Here is a 17,656-nt window from a genome sequence, read left to right on the forward strand (position 1 = left end):
GTAACTGGCCTAGGAACCTCGCCGGTTCTGCGCTGTCCACAACCTCTGGAAGTGAACAATGACAACGCTAAACGATGGCAATAAGCGTCCGCTAGACGGGGTCACCCGAACGCGCTGCACAGTCTGTAAGCGGTTCGCCAAGCTCCTGCCCGGCGAGACGGAATGCGCTCCCTGCCGGGGAATGCTGCCGCTGGACCTGACTGGCGGTGGTCGTCGATGAACGCGAACGGGGTCGGTCTTCTCTTGGTCGGCGGCGGGGTGCTGGGTGTGGTGGTGTGGCTGCTGCACAAGCTCGGCCGCGCCTTGGCCACGATCGCGGAAGTCCTCGCCGCCGCAGCGGTGGTCTTCATCGCCCTGTGGCCAGCCGTGAAATTGTTAGTGTGGCTGGGAAAGCAGGTCTTCACGCACTGGAGGACCAGCCTCGCCGTGATCGGTGCGGTGGCCTGGTGGCAGTGGCTAGGCTGGCTCTCACTCGCCATCACCGTCGGTTCGGTCGGCGTGGTGCTGGTGGTGTGGCGGCTGCTCGACGTGGTGTCGTTCGACCGGTGCTGTGGCCGGTTCCTGCGGGCGTGGTGGCTGCGCTGGTTCACCTACGCCCGGAAACTGCCCGGCTGGCTGCACGCCTGCGGCCTGTCCATCTCCGACGGCACGGTGCCCGTGGAAGTGACGGTCAACTTGGTCGGCCGTCGCCGGAAGGCGGTCTCTCGCGCTACTGTTGGTGCTGCGGTGCAGGTGCCGAAGGTGCTGGGGGTGAAGTCGGGTCCGTCGTGGGATGAGGTGCGTGTCCGGCTCGTGCCGGGACAGAAGCCGGAGGACTTCGACGACGCTGCCCGCGCTTTGGCTGTGGCTCGCAAGGTCACGCGGTGCCAGGTGCGCGAGCTGGAACCCAAGGTCGTCTCGCTGGACTTCCAGCGCCGTGACCTGCTCAAAGCACCTGTGGACTGTGCGGAGCTGCCCGAGCTGGCGGTAGTCGACGGCGTGGATCTGCGGCGGGTGTTCGCCGGACGGACCGAGTACGGGAAGGACTGGCGGCTACCGCTGACCGGTCCGGGCGCTCACATGCTCGTCGCCGGGGCGACAGGAGCCGGGAAGAACTCCGTGATGTGGTCCCCACTGGTGTCGGCCGCCTCGGCGATCCGGGCCGGGACCGTGCGGGTCTCGGGGATCGACCCGAAGGGGATGGAACTCGCTTACGGGCGTGGAGTCTTCGCCCGCTACGGGGTTGCGGGCAAGGAAGCGATCGAGGTCCTGGACGACCTGCTCGACGGCCTTGAGTCCCGCAAGCGCGACTTTGCCGGGCACACCCGCAACGTCCCGATCTCCACCGATCACCCCTTGGAGATCTTGGAGTTCGACGAGATCGGCGCGCTCACCAAGTACACCGACCGCAAGACCCGCGAAGCCATCGTCGAACGGGTCGCGATCCTGACCACACAGGGCCGGGCGCTGGGCTACACGGTGCGCGGATACGTCCAAGAGCCGACGAAGGACACCGTTCCGGTTCGAGAGCTGTTCCCCCGGCGGGTGTGCCTGCGCGTCACCTCGAAAACGCACGTCGGGATGGTCCTGGGCGACGGCGCTTACGAACGCGGGGCGTGGGCTAACCGGATCGAGGAGTCGGCTGCGGGTGTCGGCTACATCTGGGGTGAAGGCATCCGCGAACCGCTGCGGGTCCGCGCGGGCTGGGTCCCGGACGAGACGGTCAAGGCACTGGAGACCTACGTGACCAACGGCGGTGCTCATGTCGTCGACCTGGCCACCCGTCGCGGTCCCGAGGGGGTGGCGGCGTGAATCGCGTTTTGGTGTTCCTCGATGCGATCCGCGATCACCTCGACTCCTACGCCTTTCCGCCGGTTGCGTCCGTGCGCGTTGGGATTGGTCCGGACCCGGTGTCTGTCCAGCTCGACACCGACCGTCTGACGGACGTGGCGCGGGGCCTGGTTTTCTGGGCGGATTCGCTAGAGAACGTGACCGCCTCGATCTGGCGGGTTCCCCATGGCGGCCGTGTGCACCTGGAAGTACAGGGCCGGACTCCCTGCGGCATCCCGGTCGTGGTCTACGGCGGAGTCCGGTTCGACGAAGTGACCTTCCCGGACCTGCCTGCGGGGATACGGCAGGAGATGCCGGTGTTCGTGCTGCGGCAGTGGAGCACGCCTGGGGAGGTGGCCGCCTGATGAGCACCACCGAATCCGCGGTGACCATGCCGGCCAAAACGCGGGCCGCTCGGATGCGCGAACCCCTCGCCTCCGACGTGGTCAAGGCGACCGCTGAGAAGCACGGCGTGTGCGTCCGGCCGTTCACGATGGAAGTCGGCGACACCGACACCGGCGAACTCCGCTACGTCCCCGTTCCTTGCGGCTCGACCATCGAATCGGTCTGCCTGCCGTGCGCCCGCAAGGCGAAAGCACTGCGACAGGTCCAGTGCCGCGAAGGCTGGCACATGACCGAAGAACCCGACTTCACCGCAGAGCAACCAACCGAGACACAGACGGAGCTGTTGGCGTTCCGGGCTGATCTGGTGGCGGCCTACCGTGAAGTGAGCGACCAGGCCGAGGCCGATGAGCTGCGGGAGGAGATCCAAGGAGTCGACGACGAACTTCGGCAACTCGGGATGCGGGGCCGTCTTCCGTCGATCGACCTGCCGACGAAGCGGGCGGTGAAGCGCTCGACCAAGCGGCGGCAGGACGCGCCGAACCTGCCTCGACGCAAGGTCGCCAAGACCACCGTGGGCCGGGAGTACGCGGGACGGTTTCGGCCGTCGATGTTCGTCACGCTCACCTGCGACACCTACGGTCCGGTTCGGTCGGACGGTTCCCCGGTCGATCCGTCGACTTATGACTACCGGCGGGCGGCTCGGGACGCGGTGCACTTCTCCGCGCTGGTGGACCGGTGGTGGCAGAACCTCCGGCGGGTCGTCGGCTGGGACGCGCAGTACTTCGCGACCGTGGAGCCTCAACGCCGGGCGGCTCCGCACCTCCACGCGGCAATTCGAGGTTCAGTGCCGCACGACGTGATCCGCCAAGTCACCGAAGCGACCTATCACCAGGTCTGGTGGCCCAACCATGACCATGTCGTCTACGTCGATCGGATGCCGCTCTGGGACGGCGACCGCCGGGTGTTCGTCGACCCGGACACCCGCGCACCACTGACCGACTGGGACGACGCGATAGAAGCCGTGGAAGACCCGGCCCACGTGGTCACCTTCGGGCGACAGGTCCACTCGAAGGGCATCCTCGGAGGGACGGAGGAAGCCGGGCGGCACATCGGCTATCTCACGAAGTACCTCACCAAATCCACGGGTGAGGTCGTCGAAGCTGACACCGCGCGGCAGAAGGATCACCACGACCGGTTGCACGCGGAGCTGTCGGTGACACCGTGCTCGCCTCGGTGCGCGGTGTGGTTGCTCTACGGGATCAATCCCAAGGGCGCCAACGGAAAGACCACGCCAGGGCACTGCAAAGGACGGGCGCATCGGCGGACCACGCTCGGCCTGCCGGGGCGGCGAGTGCTGGTGTCGCGGAAGTGGTCCGGCAAGACGCTCGTCGACCACAAGGCGGACCGGAAGGCGTTCGTCCTGGAGGCGCTGGCGGCGGTCGGGATCGAGAAACCAGCACCGGACCCGGCTCGGCTGGTCTGGCGCAAGGTCGACTCCGGCGACCCGTCCGTGCCACCTCGGGACCACCTGGTGATGCACGCGATCTCGGAACGGATCACCTGGAAAGCCGAGTACGACAAGGCATTGCTTGCCGCACAGAGCCCGCCCGATCTTTCGGCAACTCCGCTGGCGGCCTAGGAACTGGGGAGGCGAACGTGGAAAAGAACTACCTGACCGTCGAAGAAGCGGCGGCGTATCTGAACACGCGCGTCCGGTTCGTGCGGCGCTTGATCGCTGAGCGGCGCGTGGCGTTCCACAAGGTCGGCGTACATGTGCGGTTCGCCGTCGCTGATCTTGAGGAGTTCATCCAGGCCGGTCGGGTCGAGCCGATCACTCGGGCTTCGGTGGTCCGGGACCTCGGAAGGGCGGCCTGACATGGCGAAGAAGCGCGGGCGGCGCGGTTTCGGCAACGTCCGGCAGCGCGCGTCGGGTAAGTGGCAGGCGCGTTATCCGGGGCCGGACGGCCAGATGCGGAACGCTCCCACCATGTTCGCCAGCAAGCGCGCGGCCGAACAGTGGTTGTCGGTGACGGAAACGCAGATCATCCAGGGCGAGTGGATCGACCCTGAGAAGGCGAAGATCACGCTTGGGCACTACGCGGACCAATGGATTACACAGCGACCCGGCTTGCGTCCTCGTACGGTCGAGTTGTACCGCTGGCTTCTGAGGAAGCACATCGAAGCGGATCTCGGCGGCGTCGAGCTGGGCAAGTTGTCGACGGCGATCGTTCGGCAATGGCGCGCGGATCGGCTGGCGGCCGGAGTGTCGGAGTCGGTCACTGCCAAGGCATACAGGCTGCTTCGGGCGATCCTGACTACGGCGGTGGACGAAGACAAGATCTTGCAGCGGAATCCTTGCCGCGTGCGGGGTGCCGACAAGGAGAACCCGGCAGAGCGGCCGATCCTGACCGTTCCGCAGGTGTTCGATCTGGCCGGGCGGATGCCGGAGCGGTTCCGGGCGCTCGTGCTGCTGGCCGCGTTCGCGTCGCTCCGTTGGGGTGAGGTGTCGGCGCTGCGGCGCTGCGACGTCGCGGAGGATGGGAGCTGGGTCCGGATCTCGCGAGCGCTGGTCGAGGTTCCGGGGCGGGGGCTGATCGTCGGTCCACCGAAGTCGCGGGCAGGAATGCGGACGCTGATCGTTCCGGCGGCGATCCGGCGGGACGTCGTGAAGCACCTCGACGCGTTCGTGAAGCCGGATCACGATGCGTTCCTGTTCACCGGTGAGCGTGCAGGTAACCCGGTGCGTCGGCCGAACTTCAGTCAGCGGACCAAGTGGACGGAGGTCGTGACGAAGATGGGGCTCAAGGGTCTGCACTTCCATGACCTCCGGCACGCGGGGAACATCTGGGCGTCGAAGGCGGGCACGTCGACCAAGGACCTCATGGCGCGGATGGGGCATGACGACATGCGGGCGGCGCTCATCTATCAGCGGGCGACCAGCGACGCTGACGAACGGATCGCCGACAGGCTGTCGAAGCTCGTCGACAAGCACCGTACTGGCGGCACGGACGACGATGACGACGGCCTGAGCGGTCAGCCGGTTCCGGTCGGCTAATGGCCCATTAATGGCCCAGCTCGGAAAATGATCTACCAAAGCGAAGGCCCCAGGTCTAAAGTGGACATCCACTGACCTGGGGCTTTCGCGGGAGAGCGGATGACGGGAATCGAACCCGCGTATTCAGCTTGGGAAGCTGATGTTCTACCATTGAACTACATCCGCAGTGCGTGGTCAGCATACATGGTCCGGATCTCCCCTTGCCAAGCCCCACCCCATCCTTGACGTCGCCCGCGAAAGTGACAACACTTGTTGTCGACCTCGGAGGTGATCCGGATGGGCGAGCGGCTGCCTGATCCCGAACTGTTCCGTCAAGGCGGGTTCCGGGTCGCGTCGAGGTTGTTCATCGAGGGCGACATCAGGGGCGACGAGCGCCAGGTGGCCCGGTTGCGGCGGTTCGCGCAGCGGGAGGATCCGGCGGCCGACGTGCTGGTGCCGCTGTTGCGCGAGGGTGCTCAAGGCCAGTTCGAACAGGCGCTGCGGCAAGGCATCGACAGCGTCGAGAGTCCGCCGGAGGAGCTCGAAGCCTTCTTCCGCGACGTCGAGGCGACGCCGTACTGGGTCGATTCGGACCGGTTGGATCGCGGAGCCCGTGCGATCACGCGCGCCGGGTTGCTCGGTCTGTTCCCGCTCGGCGACGTTTCGCTGATGGGCGGCTACCTCGCGTCGCGCGCCACGAAGGCGCTCGTCGGCACCGGCGAGATCGAGTACAAGGCGGCGCGGCGCCTCGTCGAGACGGCGACGTGGTGGATCCACGTGACGACGCCCGGCGCGCTGGTGCCCGGCGGGCGCGGGTACGAGTCCGCGTTGCGGGTGCGGATCGTGCACGCGCACGTCCGCGCGGCCATGAACCGCCGCAAGGACTGGGATTACGCCGCTTGGGACAAGCCGGTCAACCAGGTCCAGACCGCGGGCACGCTCCTGCTCTTCTCGCTCGTCTACGTCTTCGGCACGCAACTACTCGGGCTCCGCTACAGCGCCCGCGAGCGCGCCGACATCCTGCACCTTTGGCGTTACGTCGGCTGGCTGATGGGCGTCGACGAGGAACTCCTGCCCGCCGGCGAGGACGACGCCTGGCGTCTGCTGTGGCTGCTCGCCACCACCGAGTTCATCCCCGACGACGATTCCAAACGGCTCGCCGCGGCGCTCATGAAGTCCCATGCCGCGATCGGCGAGGGCCGGGGCGCGGTCGGCAAGGTCCTTTCGCACGTTTCGGTCGCCGGGCACGGGGCGATCAGCAGGCTCCTGCTGGGCAAGACCAACGCCGACTTCCTGGAGCTGCCCGACGATCCGCTCGCGCAGGCGACCGTGGTCGCGGTGGCGGGCGTCAACTTCGCCGCCGAGACGGTCCGGCGGGTGGTGCCGGGCGCGACGGCGCTCCAGGAGCTGATCGGGGCCGCCGGACGGCGCCATTATCTCCGGCAGGTCACCAAGGTGTTCGGGCTCGACCCGACCTACGGCAGGCACATGAAGGCCGCTTGACTACGCTGGCCGCGTGCTCCTCAGCGACCGTGACCTCCGTAAAGAGCTCGACGCCGGCCGTCTCGGCGTCGACCCGTTCGACCCGACGATGGTCCAGCCGTCGAGCATCGACGTGCGACTCGACCGCTACTTCCGCGTGTTCGACAACAGCAAGTACACGCATATCGACCCGCAGCTCCAGCAGGACGAGCTGACCTCGCTGGTCGAGAAGGAGGGCGAAGACCCCTTCGTCCTCCACCCCGGCGAGTTCGTCCTCGGCTCCACCTACGAGACCGTCACGCTCGCCGACGACCTCGCCGGCCGTCTGGAGGGCAAGTCCTCCCTCGGCCGCCTCGGGCTGCTCACGCATTCCACCGCGGGCTTCATCGACCCGGGCTTCTCCGGCCACATCACCCTCGAGCTGTCTAACGTGGCGAACCTGCCGATCACGCTCTGGCCGGGGATGAAGATCGGTCAGCTCTGCATCTTCCGCCTGTCCAGCGCGGCGGAGTTCCCGTACGGCTCGAACGAGGCCGGTTCGCGCTACCAGGGGCAGCGGGGTCCGACCCCGAGCCGCGCGTACAAGAACTTCCACCGCGTCGACACCTGGCGCTAAGCGACCGGGGCTTCCCAGTCGATCCGATGCCGCCACATGAAGGCGTTCGGATCCTCCTCCGGCAGGTTCTTGAACGCCCGCGTGAGGAAGAAGTCCCGGATAACCCGTCCGATGGGCCCTGCCGCTTTCGAGTCGCCGTTGCGCTTGCCGCGCTCGACGACCGCTTCGACGCGCTCGCGTCGCAGTCCTTCGTAGACGGCGAGCGCCTTCGGGATCGCGGGCACGTCGCGCAGGCATCGCGCCAGCGTGACGGCGTCCTCGATGGCCATCGCGGCGCCTTGCCCCGCCGCCGGTGAGGTCGCGTGGGCGGCGTCGCCGAGGATGACCATCCGGTCCGTCCGCCAGGCCGGCACGCTCGGGAAGTCGTACGTCGCCCACGGCCGGTAGATCTCCCGCGTCGCGCGCACGATCTCGACGGCCGGGGTGCGGTCCACCGCCAATTGCCGGATCAGGTCCTCTCGCCAGGTGGTCGGCACGGCGAGGTCGGCCGGAGACGGCTCATGCTTCCGGGGCACGTTCGCGAACCACCAGACGCCGCCGTCCGGGTGGACGATGTGGGTGAAGAACAGCCGCTTGCCGAACGTCATGTGCATGACGCCGGGTTCGTCGTCCAGCCGCAGGCTCTCGGCCACCCCGCCGGTGTTCAGCAGCGGCACGTAGCGCGGTGACGGCGCCCGTGGGTCGATGATCGTCCGCACCCGCGAGCGGAGCCCGTCCGCGCCGATCAGCAGGTCGCCCTCGGCCGTCGAGCCGTCCTCGAAGGTCGCGAGTACACCCGAAGCGGTCTCGCGCGCGTCGGCCAGACGCTTGCCGTAGCGGATCTCGATGCCGCGTCTGACGGCTTCGTCGCGAAGCCCGATGTACAGGGCGGAGCGCAGCACGGTTTGGCTCACGGTGCCGTCCTCGAGCTGTCCACCGAGGGCGAGGTCGGCCAGTTCGCGGCCGTCGCCCAGCCGCATCCTGATCCGTGGCGTGTCGAATCCCAGGCCCTTGACCAGTCCTTTCAAGCCCAGTGGGCCCAACGCGTCGAGTCCGTTCACCGCGAGGGTCAGGAACGCGCCGACGCCCTCGGCGGTCCGGCCGTACGCCTCGTGGATCACCGGCTCGTGGCCCGTCTCGTGCAGTGCGATCGCCGTGATCGTGCCCGCGATACCCCCGCCGGCGATCAGTACCATCGCCATGTCGTTCACCCCATCGAATATCTTAGAAACTAATTCGTTCTGTCGAACTAAAGACTCCGCTAGGCTGGCCGACGTGTCAAGCGAGCGGGCGGAACTGATCGAACGAGTCCTCGGTGGAGCGCGAGCGCTGTCGACGGAGACGGTCATGTTCCACGCCGCGATAGCCGAGCAGCGCGGTCTTTCGGCCGTCGAAAGCAAGGTGACCGACTACCTCGCCCGCTTCGGGCCCCAGACGCCGAAGGCGCTTTCGCGACTCTCGGGGCTCGCGCCGGCCTCGATCACCGCGCTCATCGACAGGCTCGAGAGCAAGCGGATCGTCACCCGGAAACCGCATCCCGAGGACCGGCGAAAGGTCCTCATCGAGATCGACGGGGCGATGATGGCCTCGGCCGCGCCGCTGTGGGACCACCTGGTGAAGTCGGTCCGTGAGGCCTGCGAGAACTACACGGACGGTGAGCTCGAGACCGTGATCCGGTTCCTCGCCGACGCGGCGGCGATCACGCGCGACTCCACGGGCCGTCTCGGCCGCTGACCGGTATTACTACTTTCGGGGGTATTGCCGTAACCAGTTCGTGATAGTTTTCGGCCCCGTGTCCCCCAATAGAACACGAAGCCGGTTACTGCTTGTCACGCTCAGTGTCCTGCTGGGCGGGGTGATCGCCAGTGCGAGCTACCTGATGGTGACCGATCGGTTCCAGGGCACCGCGCTGAGCAACCTCTCGTTGAGCGTGCCCGACACCAAGGGCAGGCCCGGTGACGCGCTCGCCAAGCCTCCCGCCTACTTCGGCCAGACGTCCGCTCCGGCCCCTGGCGGCCCCGCGTCCGGCTCGCCTGCCCCGACGTCGTCTTCGGCCGCCCCCACGTCTTCCTCCGCGCCGCCGAGTTCGTCCTCCGCCGCGGCCGAGCCGCCCGCTCAGACCTCCGAGGCTCCCAAGCCCACTCCGAGCAAGGCTCAGGAGCCGCCTCGTTCGCAGGCCAGCTCGCTCGCCGGGCAGGTCATCGACCTCGTCAACGCCGAGCGCGCCGACGCCGGCTGCTCGCCGGTGGGCAACGAGTCGCATCTCGCCGCCGCCGCGCAGGGCCACAGCGACGACATGTCGGCCCGCAACTACTTCTCGCACACGACACCGGAAGGCGTCACGTTCGACCAGCGCATCCGTGCCGCCGGGTACGACAAGCCCGGTGCCGAGAACATCGCCAAGGGCCAATCGAACGCCGCCAAGGTGATGGACGCCTGGATGAACTCCGAGGGCCACCGCGCGAACATCCTCAATTGCAAGCTGAAGAAGATCGGCGTCGGCGTCAACACCAAGGGCATGTACTGGACGCAGAACTTCGGCTACTGACCCTTGCCCCAGTCGCCGTAGCGGGCGAGCACGGCCGCGCGCAGCTCGGCGTCCGTGCGCGGGACGGGTTCGATGAACACCTCGGTGACGTCGCCGAAGGCCTCCGCCAGTTCGGCCGCCATCCGGACGCAGGCGCGTTCGACCTCCGCGGCGCCGAGTGAATCGTCGAAGTCGACGCGGGCGCAGACGAGCACCTGGTCGGTGCCCATCAGCATGGTCTGCAGGTCGACGACGGCCTCGATCTCGGGTGCGCCCATCAGGTGATCCCGGACCCCGCGCACCAGCCTCGGATTCGCCTGCCTGCCGATCAGCAGGCCGCGGTTGGTGCGCCCGAGCATGTAGGCGACCAGCGCGAGCAGGACACCGATCGCGATCGACGCCGCGCCGTCCCAGACATGCGAGCCGGTGAGCTGGTGCAGCCCGATCCCGGCGAACGCGAGCAGCAAGCCGATCAGCGCGGCCGAGTCCTCGAACAGGACGGTCTTCGGGGCCGGATCGTCGATCATCCGCAGATAGACCGAGACCTTCTGGCCCGACTCCGCGGCGTCGCGCCGCACCTGCCGCACGGCCTGGAACCACGAGACGGACTCGAGGGCGAACGCGATCGCGAGGACGACGTAGCCGACGACCGGATCTGTCTGCTCGGTCGCTTCGCCGAAGACCGTCGAGAAGCCTTCGTAGAGCGCGAACATCGCGCCTGAGGCGAAGATCGACACCGCCGCGAGCAGCGACCAGAAGTACCGTTCCTTGCCGTAGCCGAACGGGTGGACGCGGTCGGCGGGCCGGTCCGACCGTTTCAGCGCGGTCAGCAAGAGGACTTCGGTGATCGTGTCGGCCACCGAGTGCGCGGCTTCCGACAGCATCGCGCCGGAGCCGGTGATGATCCCGGCGATCAGTTTCAGCACGGCGATGGCGAGGTTGACCGCACCCGCCAGCACCACGGTCAGGGTGCTTTCGTCACCGGATTCTTCACTCACCTCGCGTAGCGTAGTGCGAGTGCGGTGATCTCACAGGCGACGCAATCCCTGCAGGACGCGTTCCATCAAGGCGAGTGCCGGATGACCGTCGAATTCAGCTTGCGTTTCATGAACGGTGACCAAACCGAGTTCGGCCATATCACCCAAAAGGACCTTTGCAACGCCGAGTGGAACGCTTAGTGACGCGGCTACTTCGGCGACCGAAGTAGGACGTCGGCAGAGCGATCTCACGGAATGGAATTCGATGCTGAACCCCGGCGCGTTCCACGGCGCGTCGTTCCGGATGGAAATCATCGCTTCGATCGCGAAGTTCCGTTTGGACTGGGTGCGTCCGCCCGTGCGGACGTACGGGCGGACGCGCGTGCGACGACGTTCCTGCCGCGGCGGCCGCCGGGCGGCCGGGATGCTGGGGATGGTCGCTTCCTGGGCTATCCTGGCGAATGCCGCGGACGAAGGGACGCGGGCGGGCGGGCGAACGGTCGGCGATCCCGGCATCGCGAGCCGGTGTTCCTTGATCGAGCGGAGTTCGTGCCGGTTGCCCATCGATTTCCTCGCCCCCCTTTTTTTTCGGATCCGTTGCAGCCTATCGCCACGGTGTACCGCCGAACGGGTAACGGGACCGAATGGTCCGTACGCCATAAAACAAAAGGGGACATTCTCTCGCATTATGTGCGAGAGAATGCCCCCTCCGGTTGTGACGTTCTACTTGTCTTCCTCCGGCAGCGGGGTTCCGGTGGCCGTTTCGTCGGTGGGCACGTCGGCCTTTCCGTCGAGTTCGGCGTCCGAGACGGCGTCCAAAGAGGGCGCTCCCGCCGGGACCAGTTGCGGCTCCGGCTTCCGCTTGACGGCGGTCAGCAGCAACTGGGCGACGTCGACGACCTCGACCTTCTCGCTAGCCTGTCCGTCGCTCTGGCGCGCCGTGACGCCGTCGGTGAGCATCACGCGGCAGAACGGGCAACCGGTCGCGATCTTCGAGGGGGCGGTGCCGAGCGCTTCGTCGACGCGCTCGACGTTGATCCGCTTGCCGATCTTCTCTTCCATCCACATCCGCGCGCCACCGGCACCACAGCACATCGAGCGGTCGCCGTGCCGCGGCATCTCGCGCAGCTGCGCGCCCGAAGCGCCGACGAGCTCACGAGGAGCGTCGTAGACCTTGTTGTGGCGGCCCAGGTAGCACGGGTCGTGGTAGGTGACGTCCTCGGCGACCGGGGCCACCGGGGTCAGGTGCTTCTCCCGCACCAGGCGGTTGAGCAGCTGCGTGTGGTGCACGACGTCGAACTGGCCGCCCAGCTCCGGGTACTCGTTCGCGAGGGTGTTGAAGCAGTGGGCACAGGTGACGACCACCTTGCGCGCCTTGCGTTCGCGGCCCTCGAACACCGAGTTCAGGATCTCGACGTTCTGCTGCGCCAGCATCTGGAACAGGAACTCGTTGCCCGCGCGGCGGGCCGGGTCACCGGTGCAGGACTCCTCTGAGCCGAGCACGGTGTACTTGACGCCGGCGATGTGCAGCAGCTCCGCGACGGCGCGCGTGGTCTTTTTCGCGCGGTCCTCGAACGCGCCGGCGCAGCCGACCCAGAAGAGGTACTCGGTGTCGCCGAGGTCGCCGTCGAACACCGGCACCTCGAAGTCCAGGTCCTCGGTCCAGGCGAGCCGGTCCTTGGCGTTCTGGCCCCACGGGTTGCCCTTGTTCTCCAGGTTCTTGAACATCCCGTTGAGCTCGCTGGGGAACGCGGACTCGATCATCACCTGGTAGCGGCGCATGTCGACGATGTGGTCGACGTGCTCGATGTCCACCGGGCACTGCTCGACACACGCTCCACAGGAAGTGCAGGACCACAGCACCTCGGGGTCGATGACGCCACCGTCGTCGCCGATGAGGGCCTTCTGGGACTCCGCGATCGCGAGGACGTCGATACCGGCGTACATGTTGTCGCCGGACAAGCCGACCTCGTCGCCGGCCATGTCGCGCTTGCCGCCCGCGAGCAGGTACGGCGCCTTCGCGTAGGCGTGGTCGCGAAGCTGTGTGATGAGCAGCTTCGGCGAAAGCGGCTTGCCGGTGTTCCACGCGGGACACTGCGACTGGCAGCGGCCGCATTCGGTGCAGGTGGAGAAGTCCAGCCAGCCCTTCCAGCTGAAGTCCTCGATCTTGCCGACGCCGAAGGTGTCTTCGTCCGGGTCCGCCTCTTCAAGGTCGAGCACCTTGCCGTTGCTCATCATCGGCTTGAGCGCGCCCAGCGCGACGCCGCCGTCGTCCTCGCGCTTGAAGTAGATGTTGAAGAAGGCGCTGAACCGGTGCCAGGCGATGCCCATGGTCATCGTGCGCGCGATGACGATCAGCCAGATCGTGGCGCTCATCAGCTTGACGAACGCGAACACCGACACCAGGTTCGGGCTGGCGGGCAGCAGCTCACCGATCGGGTGCGAGACGAACGCGGCCCAGATCGGGGTTTCGTGGACGTTCAGCGCGGACTTCGCGGCGCGGACGCCGATGATGCCGATGCCCTCGATGAGCACGACGGCCTCGATGAAGTACGCCCACTTGAAGTTGGAGCCCTGGAAGCGGGACTGCCGGTCGGCGCGGCGCGGGTGGTTCTTCTGGCGGACCCAGATCAACACCAGGATGCCGACGATCGTGCCGACCCCGAGCAGTTCCATGAGCAGCTGGAACAGCGACCAGTCGTCGAGGATGGGCCAGCCCCAGGTCGGGACGAAGACCTCGCCGTACGCCTCGAACAGGGCGAGCGACCCGATCAGGAAGCCCCACATGACCAGCCAGTGCGCCGGGCCGACGCTCTTGACCTTGTTCATCCGGGTGTGCGCGGCGAATTCCTTGATCAGGGTCTTCATGCGCGGGATGAACGGGCCGTTGCGGGTCGAGTCCGGCTGACCGAGGCGGATCACCCGCACGAAGCGGGCGATGGTCGCGAAGAACATTCCCCAGGCGACGACGCCGAGCAGGACCGCGATCCCGCCGAGCGTCAGCTGTACAGCGCCCATCGTCGGGTGCCTTTCGTCCGAGTGAAGCTGTGGTGGTGGAGGCAGACTAATGCTTCTTACTGATGGGTAACCCACTGACCGCGCCCAAGTCCCACCGATGTGGTGTACGCCTCTCTTTGTTTTAAGACGATCGTCCAGGTAGTTTTTGTGACATGGGTGCGTACCTTCTCCTCGCTTTGGCCATCGCCGCGGAGGTGTCCGCGACGGTGTCGTTGAAACTTTCCGAGGGCTTCAGCAAGGTGGGCCCGTCGATCGTCGTGGTCGTCGGATACGCCGTCGCGTTCGTCGCGCTCGCGTACGTGCTTAAGGCGGGCGTTCCGGTGAGCATCGCCTACGCGATCTGGGCCGCGGCCGGGGTCGCGCTGGTGGCGGCCGTCGGCATCGTGTTCTTCAAGGAGCCGGTCAACCTGTCCGTGATCGCCGGGCTGGTGCTGGTGATCGGCGGTGTCGTGTTGATCGAGGCAGGAGGCGCGCACTAAGTGAAGATCCAGGTCGACGGCCGGAAGGCCAGGGGCGAGAAGCGGCGCGAGGAGATCATCGCGGCCGCGCTGCGGGTGATCGAACGCGACGGAGTCGCCGGTGTCACCCATCGGACGGTCGCCGCCGAGGCGGGCGTGCCGACGGCTTCGACCACCTATCACTTCTCGAGCCTCGACGACCTGCTGATCGCCACCCTCATCTCGTGCGCGAGGGATATGGCGACCGAGGTTTACTGGATGATCGACCGCGCCCGCTCCCGGGGCAGCCGCGGCGCGGAGGAGGTCGCCGGTCTGCTCGCGGAGGCGTTGGGCCCGCGTCGCGGGCGGACGATGGCGGAGTACGAGCTGTACCTGCTGGCCGCGCGCAAACCCGAACTGCGGCCCGCCGCCCGGCGCTGGCTGGACGTGCTCACCTCGATGGTCCGGCACGACGACGAGGTCGCGTTCCGGGTGTTCCTCGCCGGGATCGACGGCCTGCTGATCCAGGGCCTCATCGACGACGAACCGCCGTCCGCCGACGAGCTGCGGCCGGTGGTGGACTACCTGCTGAAACCCCGTTGACGGGCACCTCAGGTATCTGAACACGAACTCGCCATGTGGTGGATGCGCGATTCGTTGTCGGCCTGATCGTAGAAGTTGGCCTTCTGTACGATGTGCAACTGTGGCGATCGCTGATGCAGTCCTGGCGCGGCTTCCGCAGCCTTTTCGGAAGGTGGCGATCAAGCATCGCGAGTTGATCAAGTTCACGGTGGTGGGCGCGACGACCTTTGTGGTTGACAATGGCGTGTGGTACCTGCTCAAGCTTTCTATTTTGACTGGCCATCCCACGACTGCAAAGGGAATTGGAATCCTTGTGGCGACGGTCGTCTCTTATGTGCTTAATCGAGAGTGGTCATTTCGAACGAGGGCTGGCAGGGAGAGGCCGCATGAAGCGACGCTGTTCTTTGCGGTGAGTGGATCCGCATTGGTCGTAAACCTTATCCCGTTGTATGTATCGCGATACTTGTTCGATCTCGAAGTCCCCCATGTTAGCAGACTGACTCAAGAGCTTGCGGATTTCGTTAGTGGATCAATAATCGGTGTCGTCCTTGCGATGATGCTCCGGTTCTATGGATTTAAGAAATGGGTATTTCTCGACGAGTTGGGTACTCGTCGGCGCCCCTAATTAATCTTCTCTAGTCCGGTTCACTCATGTGGTGGTACCACGGCGCCTTGATCTTCGCCGAAGATCATACGTCGGCAACGGTACTCTGGAGGGGCCTTGAACGAAATTCGTAGCGATGCACGGTTTGTGTTGGCTTTTGATGGTGGATGTCAGCTATGTCGGCGTATTTCGCAGTCTGTGGTGAAAGTCAGCGATGGCCGCCTCGACGTAATGCCGCTAAACCATGAGGATGTCAAGGGATGGCGGCTGCGGCTCCTTGGCGCTGACGCTCCCTGGGCTCCTGCTCTGTTCGAGGTGAGAGGCGGAGAAGGAGTCAAGGCTTGGACTGGCCGCGCCATGGCCATCCCGTTGCTTCGACGCCTTGGCGTACGAGCCACGGTCCGCGTCTTGAGGGGGCTCGGCGAACTGGCTGAGAGTGAACGACAGTCGGGTAGCTCTGCTGGTGGCCAGGTGATGGGGCGTAAGAACTTCATTCGCTTGGGGGCTGGTGCGGCTGTTGCGGTTGGCTTGATGGCGACTGGTCAGCTCCCGGCTTTCGCGGATGAGCAATTAAAAGCTAGGAAGTGGGTTGAAGCTAATCGTGAGAGGATTCCGTTTCGATATGATGACGTGATCGAGTATTCGCTCGAATATCGGAAGGCGATATTTGCTGAACTTCCTGTCGAGACGCGCGCCTCCTTGTGGATTGAACAAATCAATCGGTATGTTAGTGCGCGTGAACAGTTGACTTCCGGGCAGGCTCAGGTTATCGAGGATTCACTTCGATTGCTTCGAGAGGATGCTCACATACTGTATTCATTGAAGACTGCCGAAAAGAGTTCCGCGGACCGAGTTGAAGCAGCGAAGCTGAGCATTAGAGAGAAGGCGATCGCTGAATTTGGATTTGATGAGGCTCGATCGTTAGTTGCAACGCTCGGTCCTGTTCCTGCTGAAACTAGATCGACATCTCCGGAGGCAATCCAGGCGGACTGTGAGTGTAACAATCCGGATTCATGGTGTGGCTGGGGTTGGGCGTGTTGGACATATCCCGACGTGCCTTGGTGTAATAAGAGCTGGGGGTGTGGAGAATTCTATTGTTGTGAATGCAACGGTCAATGCGTTGATGTGTAGGTGATGTGAGGTAGTGCCGAGAGGCCAGGTCCAGCCTGGTGCCCTGCATATAGGGCCTCGGCTGGGCCTGCAACCTTACCGTTGCAGGGAATGTGGATTTGGGGGTGTCTACGAATTCGACTATTATCCGGCGCGCGTAGGCCTCGATTTAGTGTGGCAGTTGACGTTCACCGAGGAGCGCTAGGGCCAAGGCCGTGTAGTTAAGGCTGGCTGATCGCGACTCTTATCTCGTGCGCGAGGGATATGGCGACCGAGGTTTACTGGATGATCGACCGCGCCCGCTCCCGGGGCAGCCGCGGCGCGGAGGAGGTCGCCGGTCTGCTCGCGGAGGCGTTGGGCCCGCGTCGCGGGCGGACGATGGCGGAGTACGAGCTGTACCTGCTGGCTGCGCGTAAACCCGAACTGCGGCCCGCCGCCCGGCGCTGGCTGGACGTGCTCACCTCGATGGTCCGGCACGACGACGAGGTCGCGTTCCGGGTGTTCCTCGCCGGGATCGACGGCCTGCTGATCCAGGGCCTCATCGACGACGAACCGCCGTCCGCCGACGAGCTGCGGCCGGTGGTGGACTACCTGCTGAAACCTCGTTGACCTGCTGGGTAGCGTTCGGATCATGAGGACTGTCGGCGCGTACGAACTGGATGACGACCCGGCTCGGGTGGACCTCGACGTGGTGTGGAAGTGCCTGTCCACCGAGGTCTACTGGGGCAAGTGGCGAGACCGCGAGCAGGTCGAGAAGGTCTTCCGGAACGCGTGGCGGGTCGTCGGCGCGTACGAGACTTCGAGCGGCCGGCTGGTCGGGTTCGCGCGGGCGTTCTCGGACACCATCGGCAGCGCGTACCTCGCGGACGTCTTCGTCGTCGACGAGGCGCGCGGCGCGGGGCTCGGCAAGGAACTGGTCCGGGAGATGATCGACAACGGACCGGGTGCGGAGTTCCGGTGGATGCTGCACACCGCCGACGCGCACGGTTTGTACCGGCGGTTCGGCTTCGGCGACCCGCCCGAGGGGCAGTACATGGAGCGGAACCGGGCGAACGGGCAGGTCTAGCGAGAGCGGCCAAAGTCCGTGAAGGCCTCCTTCCCTACCCTGAGAGTAGGGAAGGAGGCCTTCACGGAAA

The 17,656-nt window shown here is 65.9% G+C and carries 18 protein-coding genes, 1 tRNA gene and 1 pseudogene; 15 read left to right on the forward strand and 5 right to left on the reverse strand.

The features are described from left to right. The first annotated feature begins 216 nt into the window (after positions 1 to 216). The 5 genes from AC069I_RS07245 to AC069I_RS07265 are packed head-to-tail and all read left to right on the forward strand — an operon-like array spanning position 217 to position 5,209. Positions 217 to 1,791, forward strand: coding sequence for an FtsK/SpoIIIE domain-containing protein (locus AC069I_RS07245; RefSeq protein WP_478265003.1), 1,575 nt, complete (start codon positions 217 to 219; stop codon positions 1,789 to 1,791). Beyond that, positions 1,788 to 2,174, forward strand: a complete 387-nt coding sequence (locus AC069I_RS07250; protein ID WP_478265004.1) for a hypothetical protein — start codon at positions 1,788 to 1,790, stop codon at positions 2,172 to 2,174. Before AC069I_RS07245 ends, AC069I_RS07250 begins: the two co-directional genes overlap by 4 nt. Further along, positions 2,174 to 3,793 (forward strand): replication initiator, encoded by a 1,620-nt coding sequence (locus AC069I_RS07255; protein ID WP_478265005.1) that lies wholly within the window; start codon positions 2,174 to 2,176, stop codon positions 3,791 to 3,793. The genes AC069I_RS07250 and AC069I_RS07255 overlap by 1 nt, the downstream gene beginning before the upstream one ends. Positions 3,794 to 3,810: 17 nt before the next feature. After that, positions 3,811 to 4,029, forward strand: coding sequence for a helix-turn-helix domain-containing protein (locus tag AC069I_RS07260; protein ID WP_276365246.1), 219 nt, complete (start codon positions 3,811 to 3,813; stop codon positions 4,027 to 4,029). Position 4,030: 1 nt separating this feature from the next. Then, positions 4,031 to 5,209 carry a tyrosine-type recombinase/integrase gene (locus AC069I_RS07265; protein ID WP_478265006.1) on the forward strand — a complete coding sequence of 393 codons (1,179 nt, stop codon included), beginning with the start codon at positions 4,031 to 4,033 and terminating at the stop codon, positions 5,207 to 5,209. Positions 5,210 to 5,303: 94 nt separating this feature from the next. Here the strand turns inward: AC069I_RS07265 and AC069I_RS07270 are convergent. Continuing rightward, positions 5,304 to 5,374, reverse strand: a tRNA-Gly gene (locus AC069I_RS07270). A 111-nt stretch (positions 5,375 to 5,485) separates the two neighbouring features. Between AC069I_RS07270 and AC069I_RS07275 the strand changes: the two genes are divergently transcribed. Beyond that, on the forward strand, positions 5,486 to 6,691 hold the full coding sequence (locus AC069I_RS07275) for an oxygenase MpaB family protein (RefSeq protein WP_478224116.1): 1,206 nt from the start codon (positions 5,486 to 5,488) through the stop codon (positions 6,689 to 6,691). A 13-nt stretch (positions 6,692 to 6,704) separates the two neighbouring features. Continuing rightward, on the forward strand, positions 6,705 to 7,286 hold the full coding sequence (dcd, locus tag AC069I_RS07280; RefSeq protein WP_125679521.1) for a dCTP deaminase: 582 nt from the start codon (positions 6,705 to 6,707) through the stop codon (positions 7,284 to 7,286). On the opposite strand, the gene AC069I_RS07285 is transcribed toward dcd, so the two are convergent. Next, entirely contained in the window at positions 7,283 to 8,467 is a 1,185-nt protein-coding gene (locus tag AC069I_RS07285; protein ID WP_478265007.1) for an FAD-dependent oxidoreductase, read from the reverse strand. The genes dcd and AC069I_RS07285 overlap by 4 nt on opposite strands. A 73-nt stretch (positions 8,468 to 8,540) precedes the next feature. Here AC069I_RS07285 and AC069I_RS07290 point away from each other — a divergent pair, with 73 nt between their 5' ends. Together AC069I_RS07290 and AC069I_RS07295 are read left to right on the forward strand one after the other, a co-directional pair. Beyond that, on the forward strand, positions 8,541 to 8,999 hold the full coding sequence (locus AC069I_RS07290; RefSeq protein WP_478265008.1) for a MarR family winged helix-turn-helix transcriptional regulator: 459 nt from the start codon (positions 8,541 to 8,543) through the stop codon (positions 8,997 to 8,999). A gap of 121 nt (positions 9,000 to 9,120) precedes the next feature. Then, positions 9,121 to 9,813, forward strand: a complete 693-nt coding sequence (locus tag AC069I_RS07295; RefSeq protein ID WP_478265168.1) for a CAP domain-containing protein — start codon at positions 9,121 to 9,123, stop codon at positions 9,811 to 9,813. On the opposite strand, the gene AC069I_RS07300 is transcribed toward AC069I_RS07295, so the two are convergent. The 3 genes from AC069I_RS07300 to AC069I_RS07310 all read right to left on the reverse strand — a co-directional run bounded on the left by AC069I_RS07300 (position 9,807) and on the right by AC069I_RS07310 (position 13,787). Continuing rightward, positions 9,807 to 10,790: a cation diffusion facilitator family transporter gene (locus AC069I_RS07300; protein WP_478265009.1), complete on the reverse strand. Its 984-nt coding sequence runs from the start codon at positions 10,788 to 10,790 to the stop codon at positions 9,807 to 9,809. The two genes, AC069I_RS07295 and AC069I_RS07300, sit on opposite strands and share 7 nt — an antisense overlap. A 30-nt stretch (positions 10,791 to 10,820) precedes the next feature. Then, positions 10,821 to 11,333, reverse strand: a complete 513-nt coding sequence (locus tag AC069I_RS07305) for a DUF742 domain-containing protein (RefSeq protein WP_478224122.1) — start codon at positions 11,331 to 11,333, stop codon at positions 10,821 to 10,823. Between the two features lie 159 nt (positions 11,334 to 11,492). After that, positions 11,493 to 13,787, reverse strand: coding sequence for a (Fe-S)-binding protein (locus AC069I_RS07310; RefSeq protein ID WP_478265010.1), 2,295 nt, complete (start codon positions 13,785 to 13,787; stop codon positions 11,493 to 11,495). 152 nt (positions 13,788 to 13,939) lie between these two features. Between AC069I_RS07310 and AC069I_RS07315 the strand changes: the two genes are divergently transcribed. From AC069I_RS07315 to AC069I_RS07340, 6 genes and pseudogenes are all read left to right on the forward strand, one after another. Beyond that, the gene (locus AC069I_RS07315; RefSeq protein WP_125679527.1) at positions 13,940 to 14,266 is read left to right on the forward strand and encodes a DMT family transporter; all 327 of its coding nucleotides are present in this window, start codon (positions 13,940 to 13,942) and stop codon (positions 14,264 to 14,266) included. Continuing rightward, complete coding sequence (locus AC069I_RS07320) at positions 14,267 to 14,827, forward strand: TetR/AcrR family transcriptional regulator (protein ID WP_126736128.1); 561 nt, start codon at positions 14,267 to 14,269, stop codon at positions 14,825 to 14,827. Positions 14,828 to 14,927: 100 nt separating this feature from the next. Continuing rightward, a complete protein-coding gene (locus AC069I_RS07325) occupies positions 14,928 to 15,431 on the forward strand; it encodes a GtrA family protein (protein WP_478265011.1) in 504 nt (167 codons plus the stop codon). Positions 15,432 to 15,527: 96 nt separating this feature from the next. Beyond that, positions 15,528 to 16,541 carry a bacteriocin fulvocin C-related protein gene (locus AC069I_RS07330; protein WP_478265012.1) on the forward strand — a complete coding sequence of 338 codons (1,014 nt, stop codon included), beginning with the start codon at positions 15,528 to 15,530 and terminating at the stop codon, positions 16,539 to 16,541. 210 nt (positions 16,542 to 16,751) lie between these two features. Continuing rightward, positions 16,752 to 17,129: pseudogene (locus AC069I_RS07335) on the forward strand (TetR/AcrR family transcriptional regulator); the annotation flags it as partial. A 22-nt stretch (positions 17,130 to 17,151) separates the two neighbouring features. Further along, a complete protein-coding gene (locus tag AC069I_RS07340; RefSeq protein WP_478224125.1) occupies positions 17,152 to 17,586 on the forward strand; it encodes a GNAT family N-acetyltransferase in 435 nt (144 codons plus the stop codon). Positions 17,587 to 17,656: the final 70 nt, after the last annotated feature.

The sequence above is a fragment of the Amycolatopsis sp. NPDC043885 genome (assembly GCF_056435685.1).

What these genes read in the sequence shown, in the direction of transcription:
- AC069I_RS07245 (WP_478265003.1), top strand. Translation starts at nt 217, where the DNA reads ATGAACGCGAACGGGGTCGGTCTTCTCTTGGTCGGCGGCGGGGTGCTG.
- AC069I_RS07255 (WP_478265005.1), top strand. Translation starts at nt 2,174, where the DNA reads ATGAGCACCACCGAATCCGCGGTGACCATGCCGGCCAAAACGCGGGCC.
- AC069I_RS07265 (WP_478265006.1), top strand. Translation starts at nt 4,031, where the DNA reads ATGGCGAAGAAGCGCGGGCGGCGCGGTTTCGGCAACGTCCGGCAGCGC.
- AC069I_RS07275 (WP_478224116.1), top strand. Translation starts at nt 5,486, where the DNA reads ATGGGCGAGCGGCTGCCTGATCCCGAACTGTTCCGTCAAGGCGGGTTC.
- AC069I_RS07285 (WP_478265007.1), bottom strand. Translation starts at nt 8,467, where the DNA reads ATGGCGATGGTACTGATCGCCGGCGGGGGTATCGCGGGCACGATCACG.
- AC069I_RS07305 (WP_478224122.1), bottom strand. Translation starts at nt 11,333, where the DNA reads ATGGGCAACCGGCACGAACTCCGCTCGATCAAGGAACACCGGCTCGCG.
- AC069I_RS07310 (WP_478265010.1), bottom strand. Translation starts at nt 13,787, where the DNA reads ATGGGCGCTGTACAGCTGACGCTCGGCGGGATCGCGGTCCTGCTCGGC.
- AC069I_RS07315 (WP_125679527.1), top strand. Translation starts at nt 13,940, where the DNA reads ATGGGTGCGTACCTTCTCCTCGCTTTGGCCATCGCCGCGGAGGTGTCC.
- AC069I_RS07340 (WP_478224125.1), top strand. Translation starts at nt 17,152, where the DNA reads ATGAGGACTGTCGGCGCGTACGAACTGGATGACGACCCGGCTCGGGTG.